This is a genomic window from Pseudomonas sp. NFIX28 (assembly GCF_900107395.1).
Taxonomy (GTDB): Bacteria; Pseudomonadota; Gammaproteobacteria; order Pseudomonadales; family Pseudomonadaceae; genus Aquipseudomonas.
This window is the reverse complement of sequence record NZ_FNPW01000013.1, coordinates 87,398-103,569: the sequence shown is the minus strand read 5'-3', so window position 1 is coordinate 103,569 and position 16,172 is coordinate 87,398. Positions and strand designations below refer to the sequence as shown.

The 16,172-nt window shown below is 64.9% G+C and carries 14 protein-coding genes; 3 read left to right on the top strand and 11 right to left on the bottom strand.

Annotated features, from left to right (window positions below):
• Positions 1-83: 83 nt before the first annotated feature.
• From BLV20_RS22830 to BLV20_RS22810, 5 genes are all read right to left on the bottom strand, one after another.
• Positions 84-1,103, bottom strand: a complete 1,020-nt coding sequence (locus BLV20_RS22830) for a branched-chain amino acid aminotransferase (protein ID WP_092304712.1) — start codon at positions 1,101-1,103, stop codon at positions 84-86.
• 587 nt (positions 1,104-1,690) lie between these two features.
• The gene (gene lpdA / locus BLV20_RS22825) at positions 1,691-3,082 is read right to left on the bottom strand and encodes a dihydrolipoyl dehydrogenase (protein WP_092304711.1); all 1,392 of its coding nucleotides are present in this window, start codon (positions 3,080-3,082) and stop codon (positions 1,691-1,693) included.
• Between the two features lie 18 nt (positions 3,083-3,100).
• Positions 3,101-4,390, bottom strand: coding sequence for a dihydrolipoamide acetyltransferase family protein (locus BLV20_RS22820; protein WP_092304710.1), 1,290 nt, complete (start codon positions 4,388-4,390; stop codon positions 3,101-3,103).
• Complete coding sequence (locus tag BLV20_RS22815) at positions 4,391-5,449, bottom strand: alpha-ketoacid dehydrogenase subunit beta (protein ID WP_092304709.1); 1,059 nt, start codon at positions 5,447-5,449, stop codon at positions 4,391-4,393. It abuts the gene before it with no gap.
• Position 5,450: 1 nt separating this feature from the next.
• Complete coding sequence (locus tag BLV20_RS22810; protein WP_092304708.1) at positions 5,451-6,686, bottom strand: 3-methyl-2-oxobutanoate dehydrogenase (2-methylpropanoyl-transferring) subunit alpha; 1,236 nt, start codon at positions 6,684-6,686, stop codon at positions 5,451-5,453.
• 185 nt (positions 6,687-6,871) lie between these two features.
• Here BLV20_RS22810 and bkdR point away from each other — a divergent pair, with 185 nt between their 5' ends.
• Complete coding sequence (gene bkdR, locus BLV20_RS22805; protein ID WP_007923098.1) at positions 6,872-7,360, top strand: Bkd operon transcriptional regulator BkdR; 489 nt, start codon at positions 6,872-6,874, stop codon at positions 7,358-7,360.
• 58 nt (positions 7,361-7,418) lie between these two features.
• A complete protein-coding gene (locus BLV20_RS22800; RefSeq protein WP_256577866.1) occupies positions 7,419-8,537 on the top strand; it encodes an HlyD family secretion protein in 1,119 nt (372 codons plus the stop codon).
• 128 nt (positions 8,538-8,665) lie between these two features.
• Here the strand turns inward: BLV20_RS22800 and copD are convergent, their stop codons facing one another.
• The 3 genes from copD to BLV20_RS22785 all read right to left on the bottom strand — a co-directional run bounded on the left by copD (position 8,666) and on the right by BLV20_RS22785 (position 10,426).
• Positions 8,666-9,526, bottom strand: a complete 861-nt coding sequence (gene copD, locus BLV20_RS22795; RefSeq protein ID WP_092304707.1) for a copper homeostasis membrane protein CopD — start codon at positions 9,524-9,526, stop codon at positions 8,666-8,668.
• Between the two features lie 3 nt (positions 9,527-9,529).
• On the bottom strand, positions 9,530-9,892 hold the full coding sequence (gene copC / locus BLV20_RS22790) for a copper homeostasis periplasmic binding protein CopC (RefSeq protein WP_092304706.1): 363 nt from the start codon (positions 9,890-9,892) through the stop codon (positions 9,530-9,532).
• A gap of 93 nt (positions 9,893-9,985) precedes the next feature.
• Positions 9,986-10,426 (bottom strand): acetyltransferase, encoded by a 441-nt coding sequence (locus BLV20_RS22785; RefSeq protein ID WP_092304705.1) that lies wholly within the window; start codon positions 10,424-10,426, stop codon positions 9,986-9,988.
• Between the two features lie 239 nt (positions 10,427-10,665).
• On the opposite strand from BLV20_RS22785, the gene BLV20_RS22780 reads away from it, so the two are divergent.
• A complete protein-coding gene (locus BLV20_RS22780) occupies positions 10,666-11,286 on the top strand; it encodes a TetR/AcrR family transcriptional regulator (RefSeq protein ID WP_092304704.1) in 621 nt (206 codons plus the stop codon).
• 273 nt (positions 11,287-11,559) lie between these two features.
• Here the strand turns inward: BLV20_RS22780 and preA are convergent, their stop codons facing one another.
• The 3 genes from preA to hydA all read right to left on the bottom strand — a co-directional run bounded on the left by preA (position 11,560) and on the right by hydA (position 15,924).
• Positions 11,560-12,834, bottom strand: coding sequence for an NAD-dependent dihydropyrimidine dehydrogenase subunit PreA (preA, locus tag BLV20_RS22775; RefSeq protein ID WP_092304703.1), 1,275 nt, complete (start codon positions 12,832-12,834; stop codon positions 11,560-11,562).
• Complete coding sequence (locus BLV20_RS22770; protein ID WP_092304702.1) at positions 12,835-14,202, bottom strand: NAD(P)-dependent oxidoreductase; 1,368 nt, start codon at positions 14,200-14,202, stop codon at positions 12,835-12,837.
• 285 nt (positions 14,203-14,487) lie between these two features.
• On the bottom strand, positions 14,488-15,924 hold the full coding sequence (hydA, locus tag BLV20_RS22765) for a dihydropyrimidinase (RefSeq protein ID WP_092304701.1): 1,437 nt from the start codon (positions 15,922-15,924) through the stop codon (positions 14,488-14,490).
• Between the last annotated feature and the right edge of the window lie 248 nt (positions 15,925-16,172).

The following is a 16,172-nucleotide window of genomic DNA, read 5'->3' as shown; positions in this document are numbered from 1 at the left end:
CGGGCCGGCTGGACGAACAGAGGGCAATAAAAAGCCCGCCGATCACGCAAGTGAAGGGCGGGCTTTTTGCTGCCGGGGTCAGGTCAGACCTTGACGATCCAGCCGGCTGGCGCTTCGATGTCGCCGGTCTGCACGCCGGTCAGCTCTTTGTAGAGCTTCTGGGTGATCGGGCCGACTTCTTTTTCGCTGTAGAACACGTGCAGCTTGTCCTGGTACTCGATGCCGCCGATCGGCGTGATCACCGCGGCGGTACCGCAGGCGCCGGCTTCCTTGAAGTCCGACAGCTTGTCGATCAGCACGTCGCCTTCGACCACTTCCAGGCCCAGACGGGTCTTGGCCAATTCGATCAGCGACAGGCGGGTGATGCCCGGCAGTACCGACGGCGACTTCGGCGTGACGAATTTGTCATCGTGGGTGATGCCGAAGAAGTTGGCCGAACCGACTTCCTCGATCTTCGAGTGGGTCAGCGGGTCCAGGTAGATGCAATCGGCGAAGTGCTTCTTCTTGGCTTCCGAACCTGGCATCAGGCTGGCGGCGTAGTTGCCACCGACCTTGGCCGCGCCGGTGCCTTGTGGCGCTGCGCGGTCGTAGCTGGAGATCAGGAAGTTGTGCGGGGTCAGGCCGCCCTTGAAGTAGGCGCCGACCGGAATGGCGAAGATCGAGAAGATGAATTCGGGGGCGGTGCGCACGCCGATGTTGTCACCCACGCCGATCACGAACGGGCGCAGGTACAGCGCGCCGCCGGTGCCGTAAGGCGGGATGAAACGCTCGTTGGCACGTACTACTTGCTTGCACGCTTCGACGAACTGCTCGGTGGACACCTGCGGCATCAGCAGGCGCGCGCAGCTGCGTTGCATGCGAGCGGCGTTCTGGTCCGGGCGGAACAGGTTGATCGAACCGTCCTTGCAGCGGTAGGCCTTCAGGCCTTCGAAGCACTGCTGGCCATAGTGAAGGGCCGTGGAGCCTTCGCTGATGTGCAGCACGTTATCTTCGGTCAGGGTGCCTTTGTCCCACTCGCCATTACGCCAGTGCGACAGATAGCGCTTGTCTGTCTTGATGTAGTCAAAACCCAGCTTGTCCCAATTGATGCTTTCGTTACCCATGACACCCTCTATCGCTTAACAACCGTCGCAACGGTTCAAGGCTTCTGACGTTTTTTGAATGGGCACAACAATACTGCATTCCAGGGGGCCACCGCATCCCGGGCGATGGGAGGGTGAACAAAAAAACTTAGCCTGCTCATGAGTCCTCCCATCACCGCTTTTACGGATACCCCGCGATCCCCCGGACCTGCACCCGTAGGAGCGAAGCTTGCTCGCGAAAGCGCCCGTGAGCCCGGCACGAATCTTGAGCCGTCTGTGCCGACGTCTTCGCGGGCAAGCCTCGCTCCTACGGCTACCACCGTGATCACCCAGGCCTGCACCCGTAGGAGCGAAGCTTGCTCGCGAAAGCGCCCGCGAGTACGGCAGTAATCTTGGGCCGCCTGTGCCGACGTTTTCGCGGGCAAGCCTCGCTCCTACGGATATCGCTGCCATGACCCGGGCCTGCCTCGCCCCTTGTAGCCGCTGCCGCAGGCTGCGATCGGCCTCGAAGAGGACGTGCTCTTGAGATCCTTGAAGGCCCTGCGGGCCTTATCGCAGCCTGCGGCAGCGGCTACAGGGGCGGGGTGTTGCCTCCCGGTGTTGCGTTTTTACAGATGCAAGGCGTGGCCCAGGGCGCGCAATGCCGCTTCCTGCACCGCCTCGCCCAGGGTCGGATGGGCGTGGATGGTGCCGGCGATATCTTCCAGGCGCGCGCCCATTTCCAGCGACTGGCCAAAGGCCGTGGACAGCTCGGACACGCCGACGCCCACCGCCTGCCAGCCGACAATCAGGTGATTGTCACGGCGTGCCACCACCCGCACGAAACCGCTTTTCGATTCCAGGGTCATGGCGCGGCCGTTGGCGGCGAACGGGAAGCTCGACACGATGCAGTCCAGGCCGGCGGCCTTGGCTTCGTCCGGGGTCTTGCCGACCACCACCAGCTCCGGGTCGGTGAAGCACACCGCGGCGATGGCCGTGGGGTTGAACTCCCGATGCTGGCCGGCGATCAGTTCGGCGACCATCTCGCCCTGGGCCATGGCCCGGTGCGCGAGCATCGGTTCGCCGGTGAGGTCGCCGATGGCCCAGACATTGCGCATGCTGGTCTGGCAACGGTTGTCGATACGCAGGGCCGAGCCGTTCATCTCCAGGTTCAGCGCTTCGAGGTTCCAGCCCTGGGTGTTGGGCTTGCGCCCGACCGCCACCAGCACCTGGTCGGTTTCCAGCTTCAGGCTGTCGCCGTTCGGGTCGCGCACCTGCAAGGTGTGGGTCGCGGCATCGAAACCTTCGACGCTGTGCTTGAGGTAAAGCTTGATCCCCAGTTGCTTCACCGATTCGAGCACCGGCTGGGTCAGCTCGCTATCGTAGGCCGGCAGAATGCGCTCCTGGGCCTCGACCACGCTGACCTCGGCGCCGAGCTTGCGGTAGGCGATGCCCAGTTCCAGGCCGATATAGCCGCCGCCGACCACGATCAAACGCTTGGGCAGGGCCTTGGGCGCCAGGGCTTCGGTGGAGGAGATGATCGGCCCGCCAATCGGCAGCATCGGCAGATTGACGCTTTTCGAACCGCTGGCCAGCAGCAGGTGCTCGCACTGGATGCGGGTGTCGGTGCCTTCGATGTCCACGGTCTTGCCGTCGACAACCTTGGCCCAGCCCTGGATCACCTGGACCTTGTGCTTTTTCAGCAGGGCGGCGACGCCGGTGGTCAGGCGGTCGACGATGCCGTCTTTCCATTCCACGCTCTTGCCGATGTCCAGGGTCGGCGCGGACAGGTTGATGCCCAGGGGCGAGCCCTGGCTGTGGTGCCGGGCCTGGTGGAACTGCTCGGCGACATGAATCAGCGCCTTGGACGGGATGCAGCCGATGTTCAGGCAGGTGCCGCCCAGCGCCTGGCCTTCCACCAGGATGGTCGAGATGCCCAGCTGGCCGGCGCGGATCGCCGCCACGTAACCGCCGGGGCCGCCGCCGATGATCAGCAATGTAGTGTTCAGAGTCTGTTGCATGCCTTGCTCCAGGAATGCCTATTCAACGAAAAGACTGGCGGGTTGTTCGAGCAGGCCGCGAATGGCCTGGATGAAGAGCGCCGCGTCCATGCCGTCGACCACCCGGTGATCGAAGGAGCTGGAGAGGTTCATCATCTTGCGGATCACCACCTGGCCTTTGATCACCATCGGCCGTTCGATGATCTTGTTCACCCCGACGATTGCCACTTCCGGCAGGTTCAGCACCGGCGTGCTGACGATGCCGCCCAGGGCGCCGAGGCTGGTGAGGGTGATGGTTGAGCCGGACAGTTCGTCGCGGGCCGCCTTGCCCGTGCGCGCGGCCGTGGCCAGGCGGGAAATCTCCGCGGCGCTGTCCCACAGGCTGCGGGCTTCGGCGTGGCGTACCACCGGCACCATCAGGCCGACGTCGCTTTGCGTGGCCACCCCGACATGCACCGCGCCGTGGCGGGTGATGACCTGGGCTTCGTCGTCGTAGCGTGCGTTGATCTGCGGGAAATCGCGCAGGGCCACGACCAGCGCCCGCACCAGGAATGGCAGCAGGGTCAGCTTGCCGCGGGTGGCGCCGTGTTTTTCATTGAGGTGCGCGCGCAGCTCTTCCACGGCGGTGACGTCGATTTCCTCGACATAACTGAAGTGGGCGGCGCGCTGGGTGGCTTCCTGCATGCGCTGGGCGATCTTGCGGCGCATGCCGATCACCGGGATCTGCTCTTCGTCGTGACGCTGGGCATAGCCGGACGGCGCCGAGCCGCTGCGTGCATGCTGGGTGCCCTGGGCCAGGTAGGCGTCCAGGTCCTCGTGGAGGATACGGCCGGCCGGGCCGCTGCCCTGCACCAGGCGCAGCTGGATGCCCAGGTCCAGCGCATGCTTGCGCACGGCCGGGGAGGCCAGCGGGCGCTCGTCGGCCTCGCGGGCTACCGGCGCCTGGGGCGCGGGGCGGCATGCGGCGGCGGGTTTGCTTTCCAGCACTGGCGCGGCCTCGACCTTGGGCGCTGCCGCTGCCGGTGCGGCTTCTTTAATAACCGCGGGCTCCTTGACCAGCTGATCGGACGCCTTGAGGTTGCCGGCGCCTTCGACCTCGATGCTGATCAACACACTGCCCACCGCCATCACCTCGCCGGGCTGGCCGCCCAGGGCGATGACTTTGCCGTGCACCGGGGAGGGGATGTCGACCATGGCCTTGTCGGTCATGACGTCGGCCAGCACCTGATCCTCGACCACCAGGTCGCCGACCTTGACGTGCCACTGCGCCAGTTCTACTTCTGCGATGCCTTCGCCGATGTCCGGCATCTTGATTACGTGCGTGCCCATTCAGACCTCCATGACCCGTTGCAAAGCCGCGCCCACTCGGGACGGGCCAGGGAAATACGCCCACTCCTGCGCGTGCGGGTAGGGGGTGTCCCAACCGGTCACGCGCTCGATTGGCGCTTCCAGGTGGTGGAAGCAGTGTTCTTGCACCAGCGACACCAGCTCGGCGCCGAACCCGCAGGTGCGGGTGGCTTCGTGGACCACCACGCAGCGGCCGGTCTTCTTCACCGACTTGACGATGGTGTCCAGGTCCAGCGGCCACAGGCTGCGCAGGTCGATGACTTCGGCGTCGATGCCGGTTTCCTCGGCGGCCACTTGCGAGACATACACCGTGGTGCCGTAGGTCAGCACGGTGACGTCCTTGCCCGGCCGGGCGATGGCGGCGACGTCCAGCGGCACCTTGTAGTAGCCGTCCGGCACCTGGGCCGAGGGGTGTTTCGACCAGGGGGTTACCGGGCGGTCGTGGTGGCCGTCGAACGGGCCGTTGTACAGGCGCTTGGGCTCGAGGAAGATCACCGGGTCATCGTTTTCGATGGAGGCGATCAGCAGGCCCTTGGCGTCGTAGGGGTTGGACGGCATCACGGTGCGCAGGCCGCAGACCTGGGTGAACATCGCCTCGATGCTCTGGCTGTGGGTCTGGCCGCCGTAGATGCCGCCGCCGCATGGCATGCGCAGGGTCATCGGTGCGGTGAACTGGCCGGCGGAGCGATAGCGCAGGCGCGCTGCTTCGGAAATGATCTGGTCCGAGGCCGGGTAGACGTAGTCGGCGAACTGGATTTCCGCCACCGGGCGCAGGCCGTAGGCGCCCATGCCGACGGCGACGCCGACGATGCCGCTCTCCGAGATCGGCGCATCGAACACCCGCGAGGTGCCGTACTTGGTCTGCAGGCCCTCGGTGCAACGGAACACGCCGCCGAAATAACCGACGTCCTGGCCGAACACCACCACGTTGTCGTCACGCTCTAGCATCACATCCATGGCCGAGCGCAGGGCCTGGATCATGGTCATGGTGGTCGTGGTCATGGCGGTTTCCAACTGGATATTGTTGTTGTGGTCGTTCATGTCAGATTCCCAGTTGCTGGCGTTGGCGCTTGAGGTGCTCGGGCATTTCCTTGTAGACGTCCTCGAACATGGTCGCGGCGCTGGGGATCTGCCCGCCGGCGAGGGTGCCGTACTGCTCGGCCTGCTTCTGCGCGGCGATGACTTCGGCTTCCAGTTCGGCGCTGACCGTGGCGTGTTCCTCTTCGGACCACTGGCCGATCTTGATCAGGTGCTGCTTGAGGCGGGCGATCGGGTCGCCGAGGGGGAAGTGGCTCCAGTCGTCGGCCGGGCGGTACTTCGACGGGTCGTCGGAAGTCGAGTGCGGGCCGGCGCGGTAGGTCACCCATTCGATCAGGGTCGGGCCGAGGTTGCGCCGGGCGCGTTCGGCGGCCCAGGCGGAGGCGGCGTAGACCGCGATGAAATCGTTGCCGTCCACCCGCAGCGAGGCGATGCCGCAACCGACGCCGCGTCCGGCGAAGGTGGTGGCTTCACCGCCGGCGATGGCCTGGAAGGTGGAGATCGCCCACTGGTTGTTGACCACGTTGAGGATCACCGGCGCGCGGTACACGTGGGCAAAGGTCAGGGCGGTGTGGAAGTCCGACTCGGCGGTGGCGCCGTCGCCGATCCAGGCCGAGGCGATCTTGGTATCGCCCTTGATCGCCGAGGCCATGCCCCAACCCACGCCCTGCACGAACTGGGTGGCCAGGTTGCCGGAGATGGTGAAGAAACCGGCTTCCTTGACCGAATACATGATCGGCAGTTGGCGGCCCTTGAGCGGATCGCGCTCGTTGGACAACAGCTGGCAGATCATGTCCACCAGCGGCACGTCGCGGGCCATCAGGATGCTTTGCTGGCGGTAGGTGGGGAAGCACATGTCGTCGATGTTCAGCGCCAGCGCCTGGGCACTGCCGATGGCTTCCTCGCCGAGGCTCTGCATGTAGAACGACATCTTCTTCTGGCGCTGGGCGACCACCATGCGGTTGTCGAAGATCCGCGTCTTGAGCATGGCGCGCATGCCCTGGCGCAGGATCTGCACCGGCACGTTGTCGGCCCAGGGACCGAGGGCATTGCCCTGGTCGTCGAGCACGCGGATCAGGCCACGGGCCAGGTCGGCGGTGTCGGCGGGTTCTACATCGATGGAGGGTTTGCGCACCGTGCCGGCGTCGGTCAGGCGCAGGTAGGAGAAGTCGGTTTTGCAACCGGGACGGCCTGAGGGTTCGGGCACGTGCAGGCGCAGCGGTTCATACGCTTGGGTCATGGCTGTCTACGCTCGATCTTGTGAATTTCTTGTAGTGAGCTGGCAATCATTCTTGGGTGAAGAAATCTTGTCCTACAACAATCATAGGCCGGGCCAAGGAGAATATTTATCTCTGTTTCGTTGCGCTTGAGACGATTTGCAGATAAAAAATCTGCATAAACATAAAAAACAGGTTGATTTGTCTCATGCGCAAACTGGACCGTACCGACATCGGCATTCTCAACAGCCTCCAGGAGAATGCCCGTATCACCAACGCCGACCTCGCCCGTTCGGTGAACCTCTCGCCGACCCCATGCTTCAACCGCGTGCGCGCCATGGAGGAACTGGGGCTGATCCGCGAGCAGGTGACCCTGCTGGATGCCGACTTGCTGGGGCTGCACGTCAACGTGTTCATTCATGTCAGCCTGGAGAAGCAGGTGGAGGAGGCGCTGCAGCACTTCGAAGAGGCCATCGCCGACCGCCCGGAAGTCATGGAGTGCTACCTGATGGCCGGCGACCCGGACTACCTGATCCGCGTGCTGGTGCCGACCATCCAGGCCCTGGAGCGCTTCATGATGGACTTCCTGACCAAGGTGCCGGGCGTGGCCAACATCCGCTCCAGCTTCGCCCTCAAGCAGGTGCGCTACAAGACCGCGCTGCCGCTGCCGGCCAATGGCTTGACCCTGGGGAGTTGAGCTTTATTGAGGGCCGCGCAGACACCGCCCATCTCAGAGCGTCCCGCTGAACACCTGGGTGACGCTGCCGGCCAGCCGCACCTTGCCCTGGCCGTCCCAGCTGACGGTGACCGGGCCGCGTTCGCTGCGGGTGCGGATCATCTCGTCCCTGGGGTTCGCCGCGATCGCCATCACTGGGGTAATGATCGTGCTCTATGCCTGGCAGCTGCCGCCGTTCAGCAGCCCCATAGAAAGCACCGAGAACGCCCTGGTGCGCGGCCAGGTGACGATCATTGGGCCGCAGCTCAGCGGCTATATGTTCGAGGTGCCGGTGCAGGACTTCCAGTTCGTCAAGGCCGGCGACCTGCTGGTGCGCCTCGACGACCGCATCTACAAGCAGCGCCTGGAGCAGTCCCTGGCCCAGCTGGCGGCGCAGAAGGCGGCGCTGGCCAATGTCGTGCAGCAACGCAACAGCGCTGAAGCCACCATCAAACTGCGCCAGGCGGCGCTGGCCGACAGCCAGGCCCAGGCGCGCAAGAGCGCCGCCGACCTGCGGCGTAACCAGGAGCTGATCGCCGACGGTTCGGTGTCCCAGCGGGACCTCGACGTGACCCGCGCCGCCAATGCCCAGACCCTCGCCGCGGTGGCCCAGGCCCAGGCGCAGCTGGACATCGCCCGCCAGGACCTGCAGACGGTGATCGTCAATCGCGGTTCGCTGGAGGCCGCGGTGGCCAATGCCGAGGCAGCGGTGCAACTGGCGCGGATCGACCTGTCCAACACCCGGGTCACCGCGCCGCGCGACGGCCAGCTGGGGCAGATCGGCGTGCGCCTGGGGGCCTACGTCAATTCCGGTGCGCAGCTGATGGCGCTGGTGCCGAACCAGCTCTGGGTGATCGCCAACATGAAGGAGACCCAGATGGACAACATCCGCGTCGGCCAGCCCGCGAGCTTCACCGTCGATGCGCTCGACCACCGCAAATTCCACGGCCATGTGCAGCGCATTTCGCCGGCCACCGGTTCGGAGTTCGCCTTGTTGCAGGCCGACAACGCCACCGGCAATTTCGTCAAGATCGCCCAGCGGATACCGGTGCGCATCACCGTCGATCCCGATAAGGCGGAAAGCGAGCGCTTGCGTCCGGGGATGTCGGTGGTGGTGAGTATCGATACGGCCGCGGAAGGGGATACCCGGGTCGAATGACCCGACGCTTGTGTAGGAGCGAGGCTTGCCCGCGAAGGCGCCAGCCCGGTCGATACAGGTCCGGAGTTGGTGTCGGACTCAAGATCCTATCGCGGGCAAGCCTCGCTCCTACCGAAGACGGGCAGGGTTCAGGCGGTGAGAGGCGGCAAGGTGCCGAGCAGGGATACGGCCGCCACCGCGGCGATGCCCAGCAGCCATTCCAGCAGCACGCTGCGGCGCAGGGTGCCCAGGCGTTGCTGGCAGTCCTCGATGCGCAGGCGGTTGAACAGGGCCAGGGCGAACATGCCGCACACCAGCAGCACCTTGATCAGCAGGATCAGGGCAAAGCCGGACAGCAGCGGTGTCGGCCACAGCTGGCCGGTCAGCACCCGCACATTGATCAGCCCGCTGAGGCTCAACCCGGCCACCAGCCCGTAACCGACCCCACTGAAACGCTGCAACAGCGGGCCCAGCGGCAGGCTGTCGGGCTGGCGCAGAATCATCAGCAGCATCAGCAAACCGCCGAGCCACAGGCTGACGCAGCCCAGGTGGACAATCTGGTTGAGGATCAGCAACTGGCCGCTGAGGCCGTCGAGCATGGCGCCGTGGCCCACGGGGGCGAGGGTGGCCAGCAGCAGGGCGGCGAGGGTCAGCCGTAGCGCCAGCCGCTCACCCAGGCGGGTCAGCAGCAGAACCAGCAGCGCGCCATTGAGCAGCAGATGCCAGGTCCATACCTGGCCGAAAAAAGTTTTGCCCAATACCAGTCGCAAGGTCGCCGGGTCCAGGGCCGCGGCGCCGCTGCCGGCCATGCTGGCGGTGATCAGCAGCAACCAACAGATGCCGGTGGCCAGGGCGATTCCGGCCAGCCAGCGGCCGAGTCGCGTCAGGCGGCGATCCAAGGCGGCAACGGGCTCGCGCCCCAACAGCAGGGGCCTGAATACCCAGGCTCCGAACAGCAGCAGGACTGCCGCGAAATGCACGAAGCGGCAGAGCACCAACAGGGTCGACATCGGTTACTGGCCGACCTTGAAGCCGTAGCTGCCTTCACTCTTGTGGGTGTCCACCGACACCGCGTGCCACTCGACCTTGTAGGCGCCCGCCGCCAGCGGCGCCGCCGGGGTCACGACCAGGGTCTTCTTGTCCGCGCCTTCGGTGGCCAGGGCCTTGACGGCGACCGCCGCGCCATCCTTGCTCAGGCTGACTTTAGTGAAGGCCGCCTCGACGCCTTCGGAGAACACCAGGCGCAACTCGCTCGGCGCGCTCACCGTGCTGTCGGCGGCCGGGACCTGGCTTTGCAGGTGGGCGTGGGCGAAGGCCGAGGAGGCGGCGACGAGAGAGGCCAGCAGGGTGCTGGTGGTCAGCAGTTTTTTCAGCATGGGAAATACCTGTTCAATGAGTGTCGGGTAGTCGATGCGCCGATGAGTATAAGGACCGCGGCCGGGTCGCTGGATGAAACATCGGCGCACTGTTCAAGCGCTTTTCAGGCGCATATGGATGATCGGGAACGGCCGGCCCTGGCCGTCGGTTGCCGAACGACCGATGTCTTCGAAACCGTAGTGCCGATAAAAACCATGGGCCTGGGGGTTCTGTTCGTTGACGTCGACGCTGAGCCGCGGCTGCCGGCTGCGCACATGGTCGAGCAGTTGCCGGCCGACGCCCTGGCCACGGCGGGTCGGCTCGATAAACAGCATTTCCACCTTGTCGCCGGCGGTAGCGATAAAGCCGGCCGGGGTGCCGTCGGCATCCTCCAGCAACCAGGCTTCGAGGGCCGGCAGGTAGGTGTCGCGCACCAGGGGGTAGAGCAGCTGGATGTCGTCTTCGGCGATAAAGTCGTGGGTGGCCCGTACCGAGCGTTCCCACAGGGCGGCGAGCTGCGGATCGTCCGTGGCCCGGCGTTTGCGAATGTTCATGGATAAGCTCCATAGCGGCGTTGCAGGATGGCCGAAACGCTCTGGGTTCGGCGGCGAAAGTCCTGCCTGCATGTCCGTGTCGCGAATCAACGCCTGGACGGAACACTTCAGGTGCCCGGGAATAAGGCGGGAGGGATCCTAACCAATCGGTTTTGCCGGGGAAAGTCGGGCGCAGGAAGTTTCGTTTTTGTACGAAGGCCGATGGTAGTCTTGCAGCAGACTGTTTTCAGGGAGCCCTTATGGGCAATCACAAGATCGAGATCCGTCGCAGCAACGTCGAGAAAATCCTCCTGGCGGCGGAAAAGGTGTTCGCCGAAAAGGGTTTCAGCGGCACGGCCATGGCCGATATCGCCGCCGAGGTGCAATTGCCGCGTTCCAACCTGCATTACTACTTCAGCACCAAGAGCGAGCTGTACAGCGCGGTGCTGCTGGAGCTGCTGGAACTGTGGAAACAGGACGCGCTGTGCTTCGAGAGGTTCGACGACCCACGGGTGGTGCTCAGCAGTTATATCCGAGCCAAGATGAACCATTCGCGCAGCCGGCCCCATGGCTCGAAAGTCTGGGCCAACGAAATCATCCACGGCGCGCCGACCCTGGGCGAGGCGCTGGATGCCAGCCTGTACGACTGGGCGAAGATGAAGGAAGCGAAGATCCGCCAGTGGGTCGAAGACCAGCGCATCCTGCCGGTGGAACCCTCGAGCCTGCTGTACATGATCTGGGCCTCGACCCAGCATTACGCCGACTTCGACCACCAGATCATGATCCTCAACGACCACCAGCCACTGTCGGACATGCAGTTCGAAAAGGCCGTGCAGACCGTGACCAGCGTCATCCTGCGCGGTATTGGCCTGGAACCCTGATACGGCAGCGTCCGCGTGTAGCCGCTGCCGAGCGCAGCGAGGCTGCGAACGGTCGCGAAGCGGCCGCAACCCCGGATAACGCACAAGACCTGACACACCGCGGATTCAGGTTTTGCGGCCACTGCGTTGCCGATCGCAGCCTCGCGGGCTCGGCAGCGGCTACGGGGGTAGGCGTCAACGTTTACGTTTATCGCGGGCAAGCCTCGCTCCTACAGGTGCATGCCGTAGGAGCGAGGCTTGCCCGCGAAAGCGTCGGCGTGCTCTGCGCCGGGCCTAAACCGCCTCGCGATACGGATTGCGCGGGTCGTGCTGCCAGTCGAGGAACGGCTTGCCGGTGTCCTGGGGCACCATCTCGATGCAGTCCTGCACCGGGCAGGTGATCTGGCACAGGTTGCAGCCCACGCATTCGGCGTCGATCACTTCGTATTTATGCGTGCCGTCGGCCTGCTTGAGGCTGGCGATGGCCTGGTGCGAGGTGTCTTCGCAGGCGATATGGCAGCGGCCGCAGCCGATGCAGGCGTCCTGGTCGATCTTGGCGATCACCTGGTAGTTGATATCCAGGTACTTCCAGTCGGTGGTGTTGCCCACCGCGCGCCCGGAGAAGTCCTGCAGGCTGTGATAACCCTGGCTGTCCATCCACCGCGACAGGCCGTCCTTCATCTCCTCGACAATGCGAAAGCCATGCAGCATCGCCGCCGTGCACACCTGCACCGCGCCGCAGCCCAGGGCGACGAATTCCGCGGCATCGCGCCAGGTGCCGATGCCGCCGATACCGCAGATCGGCAGGCCCCGGGTCTGCGGGTCGCGGGCGATCTCGGCGACCATGTTCAGGGCAATCGGCTTGACCGCCGAGCCGCAGTAGCCGCCGTGGGTGCTCTGGCTGCCGACCATCGGGTTGGCCACCATGCGCTCAAGGTCGACGCTGGTGATCGAGTTGATGGTATTGATCAGCGACACCGCGTCGGCGCCGCCGCGATGGGCGGCGCGAGCGGCCATGCGGATGTCGGTGATGTTCGGCGTCAGCTTGACGATCACCGGCAGCGAGCAATAGGTCTTGCACCAGCGGGTAACCTGCTCGACGTACTCCGGCACCTGGCCGACCGCCGCGCCCATGCCGCGCTCCGGCATGCCGTGGGGGCAGCCGAAATTCAGCTCGATGCCGTCGGCGCCGGTGGCTTCCACCAGCGGCAGGATGTTTTTCCACGACTCCTCGACGCAAGGCACCATCAGCGACACGATCAGCGCACGGTCCGGCCAGTCCTTCTTGACCTGGGTGATTTCCCTGAGGTTGATCTCCAGGGAGCGGTCGGTGATCAGTTCGATATTGTTGATGCCCAGCACTTCGCGGTTGGCGCCAAAATGCGCCGAGTAGCGCGACGAGACGTTGACCGCCGCCGGGTCCTCGCCCAGGGTTTTCCAGACCACGCCACCCCAGCCAGCCTCGAAGGCGCGGACCACGTTGTAGGCTTTGTCGGTCGGCGGCGCGGAGGCCAGCCAGAACGGGTTGGGGGCTTTGATACCGGCGAACACAATCGACAAATCGGCCATTTACGCAGCCTCCACGTTGAGCATGAGTTGGGCATGCATGGCTTCGGCGGCCCGCTTGCCGTGTTGCACGGCCTGGACGGTGAGGTCTTGGCCAAGGCTGACGCAGTCGCCGCCGGCATACACCCCGGGGATGCTGGTGCGCAGCTGTTCGTCGACTTCGATGCGCTCGCCAGCGCGCTTGAGCTCGCGGGCCAGTGGGTCGCTCAGGGCGGCGCCGTCGAATGCCTGGCCGATGGCCTTGAAGATCGCGTCGGCGGCCAGTTCGAAGGTCTCCCCGGTGGTTTGCAGGCGGCCCTCCACCAGCCGCGTGCGGGCGAAGCGCATGCCGCGCACCTGGCCCTCGGCGTTGAGCAGCACCTCTTCGGGCGCAGCCCAGGTCAGCAGGCGCACCTGATTGGCCTTGGCAATGTCTTGCTCATGGCGAGTCGCGCCCATGTCCTCGATGCCGCGGCGGTACACCAGGTTGACATCGTGGGCGCCGAGCCGGGCCATTTGCACCGCCATGTCGATCGCGGTATTGCCGGCGCCAAGGACGATGCAGCGGTCGGCCAGGGGCAGTTGCGCAAGGTTGTCGGCCTGGCGCAGCTCGCGGATGTAGTCGGTGGCGGCCAGCAGGCCGGGGGCGTCCTCATGGGGCAGGCCCAGCTGTTTGCTGGCGGCCAGGCCCAGGCCGAGGAACACCGCGTCGAACTGCTGGTGCAGCTCGGTGAGGCTCAGGTTGTCGCCGAGTTTGTGCCCGTGGCGGATCTCGATGCCGCCGATCTGCAGCAGGAAGTCCAGCTCCTTCTGTGCGAAGTCGTCCACCAGCTTGTACTTGGCGATCCCGTATTCGTTGAGGCCGCCGGCTTTTTCCCGGGCCTCGAAAATCACCACGTCATGGCCGTGCATGGCGCAGCGGTGGGCGCACGCCAGGCCCGCCGGGCCAGCGCCGACCACGGCGATGCGCTTGCCGCTGGCGGCTTCGCGCTGGAACGGGTGCTGGCTGAAGTGCGCGTTGTCCACCGCGTAGCGCTGCAACAGGCCGATCAGCACCGGCGCGCATTCGTGGGCGTTGTTGCGCACGCAGGCCTGCTGGCAAAGGATCTCCGTGGGGCATACCCGCGCGCAGCTGCCGCCGAGGATGTTGGCCGAGAGAATTTTCTGCGCCGCGCCCTGGACGTTGTCGGTGTGGATATGGCGGATGAACGAGGGAATGTCGATCTCGCTGGGGCAGGCGTTGACGCACGGCGCGTCGTAGCAATACAGGCAGCGCGAAGCTTCCAGGTGCGCCTGGCGGTCGTTGAGCGGCGGCGCCAGGTCGCTGAAATGGCCGGCGAGGGTGGCGCCATCCTCATGGGGGTGGGGCAAGTGGTTCAGGGTCTTGATCACGGTTTTGGCCTCACGGTTTTTTATCGGTGCCTCTGGCGGGCATTGTTTTCACAACGAAGCTGTGGCTGTCGTTGTAGCCGCTGCCGAGCGCAGCGAGGCTGCGATCGGGCGCGAAGCGGCCGCCACCCGGACAACCCATGCAACCTGATGCATCGCGGATTCAGGTTTTGCGGCAACTGCGTTGCCGATCGCAGCCTCGCTAGTGCTCGGCAGCGGCTACAGGGATCGCAGGGACCGCGGGATCACGTGGATCACCGGGATCGCAGGGATCTCGGGTCGTCGGGTTCAGCGTTTGACGGCGGTTGGTTTGTGCGCCTCGGCGCGTTTGCTCAGCAGGTCGAACACCGCCGGGTAGGCCGGGCGCTCGATGTAGCGGCCGGCACCGCGTTCGGCGCGCAGGTCGCCGTCGGCCCAGACCAGCTTGCCCTGGCTGATGGTGTGGCTGGGCACGCCGCGCACGGTCTTGCCTTCGAAGATGTTGAAGTCCACCTGCTGGTGGTGGGTCTTGGCGGAGATGGTGCGGCTGCCTTGCGGGTCCCAGAGCACCAGGTCGGCATCGGCGCCGACGCGGATCGCGCCCTTGCGTGGGTAGAGGTTGAAGATCTTCGCGGCGTTGGTGGAGGTCAGGGCGACGAAGTCCTGCATCGACAGGCGCCCGCTGTTCACTCCTTCGTCCCAGAGCACGGCCATGCGGTCTTCGATGCCGGCGGTGCCGTTGGGGATCTTGCTGAAATCGTCGCGGCCGGCGGCTTTCTGCTCTGCGCAGAAGCAGCAGTGGTCGGTGGCGGTGGTGTGCAGGTTGCCCGACTGCAGGCCATGCCACAGCGCCTCCTGATGGCCGCGCGGGCGGAAGGGCGGGCTCATCACGTAGCCGGCGGCGGTCTGCCAGTCCGGGTGGCGGTACACGCTGTCGTCCAGCAGCAGGTGCCCGGCCAGCACTTCGCCGTACACCGGCTGGCCCTTGCCGCGGGCGTAGGTGATTTCATCCAGGGCCTCCTGGGTCGAGACATGCACCAGATACAGCGGCGTGCCCAGGGTTTCGGCAATGCGGATGGCCCGGCTGGCGGCTTCGCCTTCAACCTGAGAGGGGCGCGACAGCGGATGCGCTTCCGGCCCGGTGATGCCCTGGGCCAGCAGCTTGCGTTGCAGGTGGTAGACCAGCTCGCCGTTCTCCGCGTGCACCGTCGGCACCGCGCCGAGTTCCAGGCAGCGTTCGAAGCTCGCCACCAGGGTGTCGTCGGCGGCCATGATCGCGTTCTTGTAGGCCATGAAATGCTTGAAGCTGTTGACCCCGTGCTGGTTCACCAGCTCGGCCATTTCCTCGCGCACCTGCTCGCTCCACCAGGTAATGGCCACGTGAAAGCCGTAGTCCGAAGCCGCCTTCTCGGCCCAGCCGCGCCACTGGTGAAAAGCCTCCAGCAGCGATTGCTGCGGGTTGGGAATCACGAAGTCGATGATCGAAGTGGTGCCGCCCGCCAGGCCCGCCGCGGTGCCGCTGAAGAAGTCTTCGCTGGCCACGGTGCCCATGAAGGGCAGTTGCATGTGGGTGTGGGGATCGATGCCGCCGGGCATCAGGTATTGGCCACTGCCGTCGAGCACTTCGCAGCCTGCGGGGTCCAGATTCTGGCCGATGGCCTTGATCACGCCGTCGGCGCACAGCACATCGGCTTTATAACTTTCATCATGGGTAATAACGGTGGCGCCACGGATCAACAGAGACATTCCGAGTTCCTCGCAGGCATGACCGGCTTATGCCGGTTCTAGTGTTTTTGTAATCAACATGCTGCGGAATGTTTATTCCTGTCAGCGGTGTCAGGAATAAAAACTAGCTGGTGTTCAATCAATCGGCAAGATTATTTTTTATAAGCTTATATCGATATCAAGTCATTGAAATATAAGGATTTAAAGCGAAAATCCGCAAAATGGTGCAGCCTTTCACCATTTTGACGCACTTGACAGGATCGAAATAT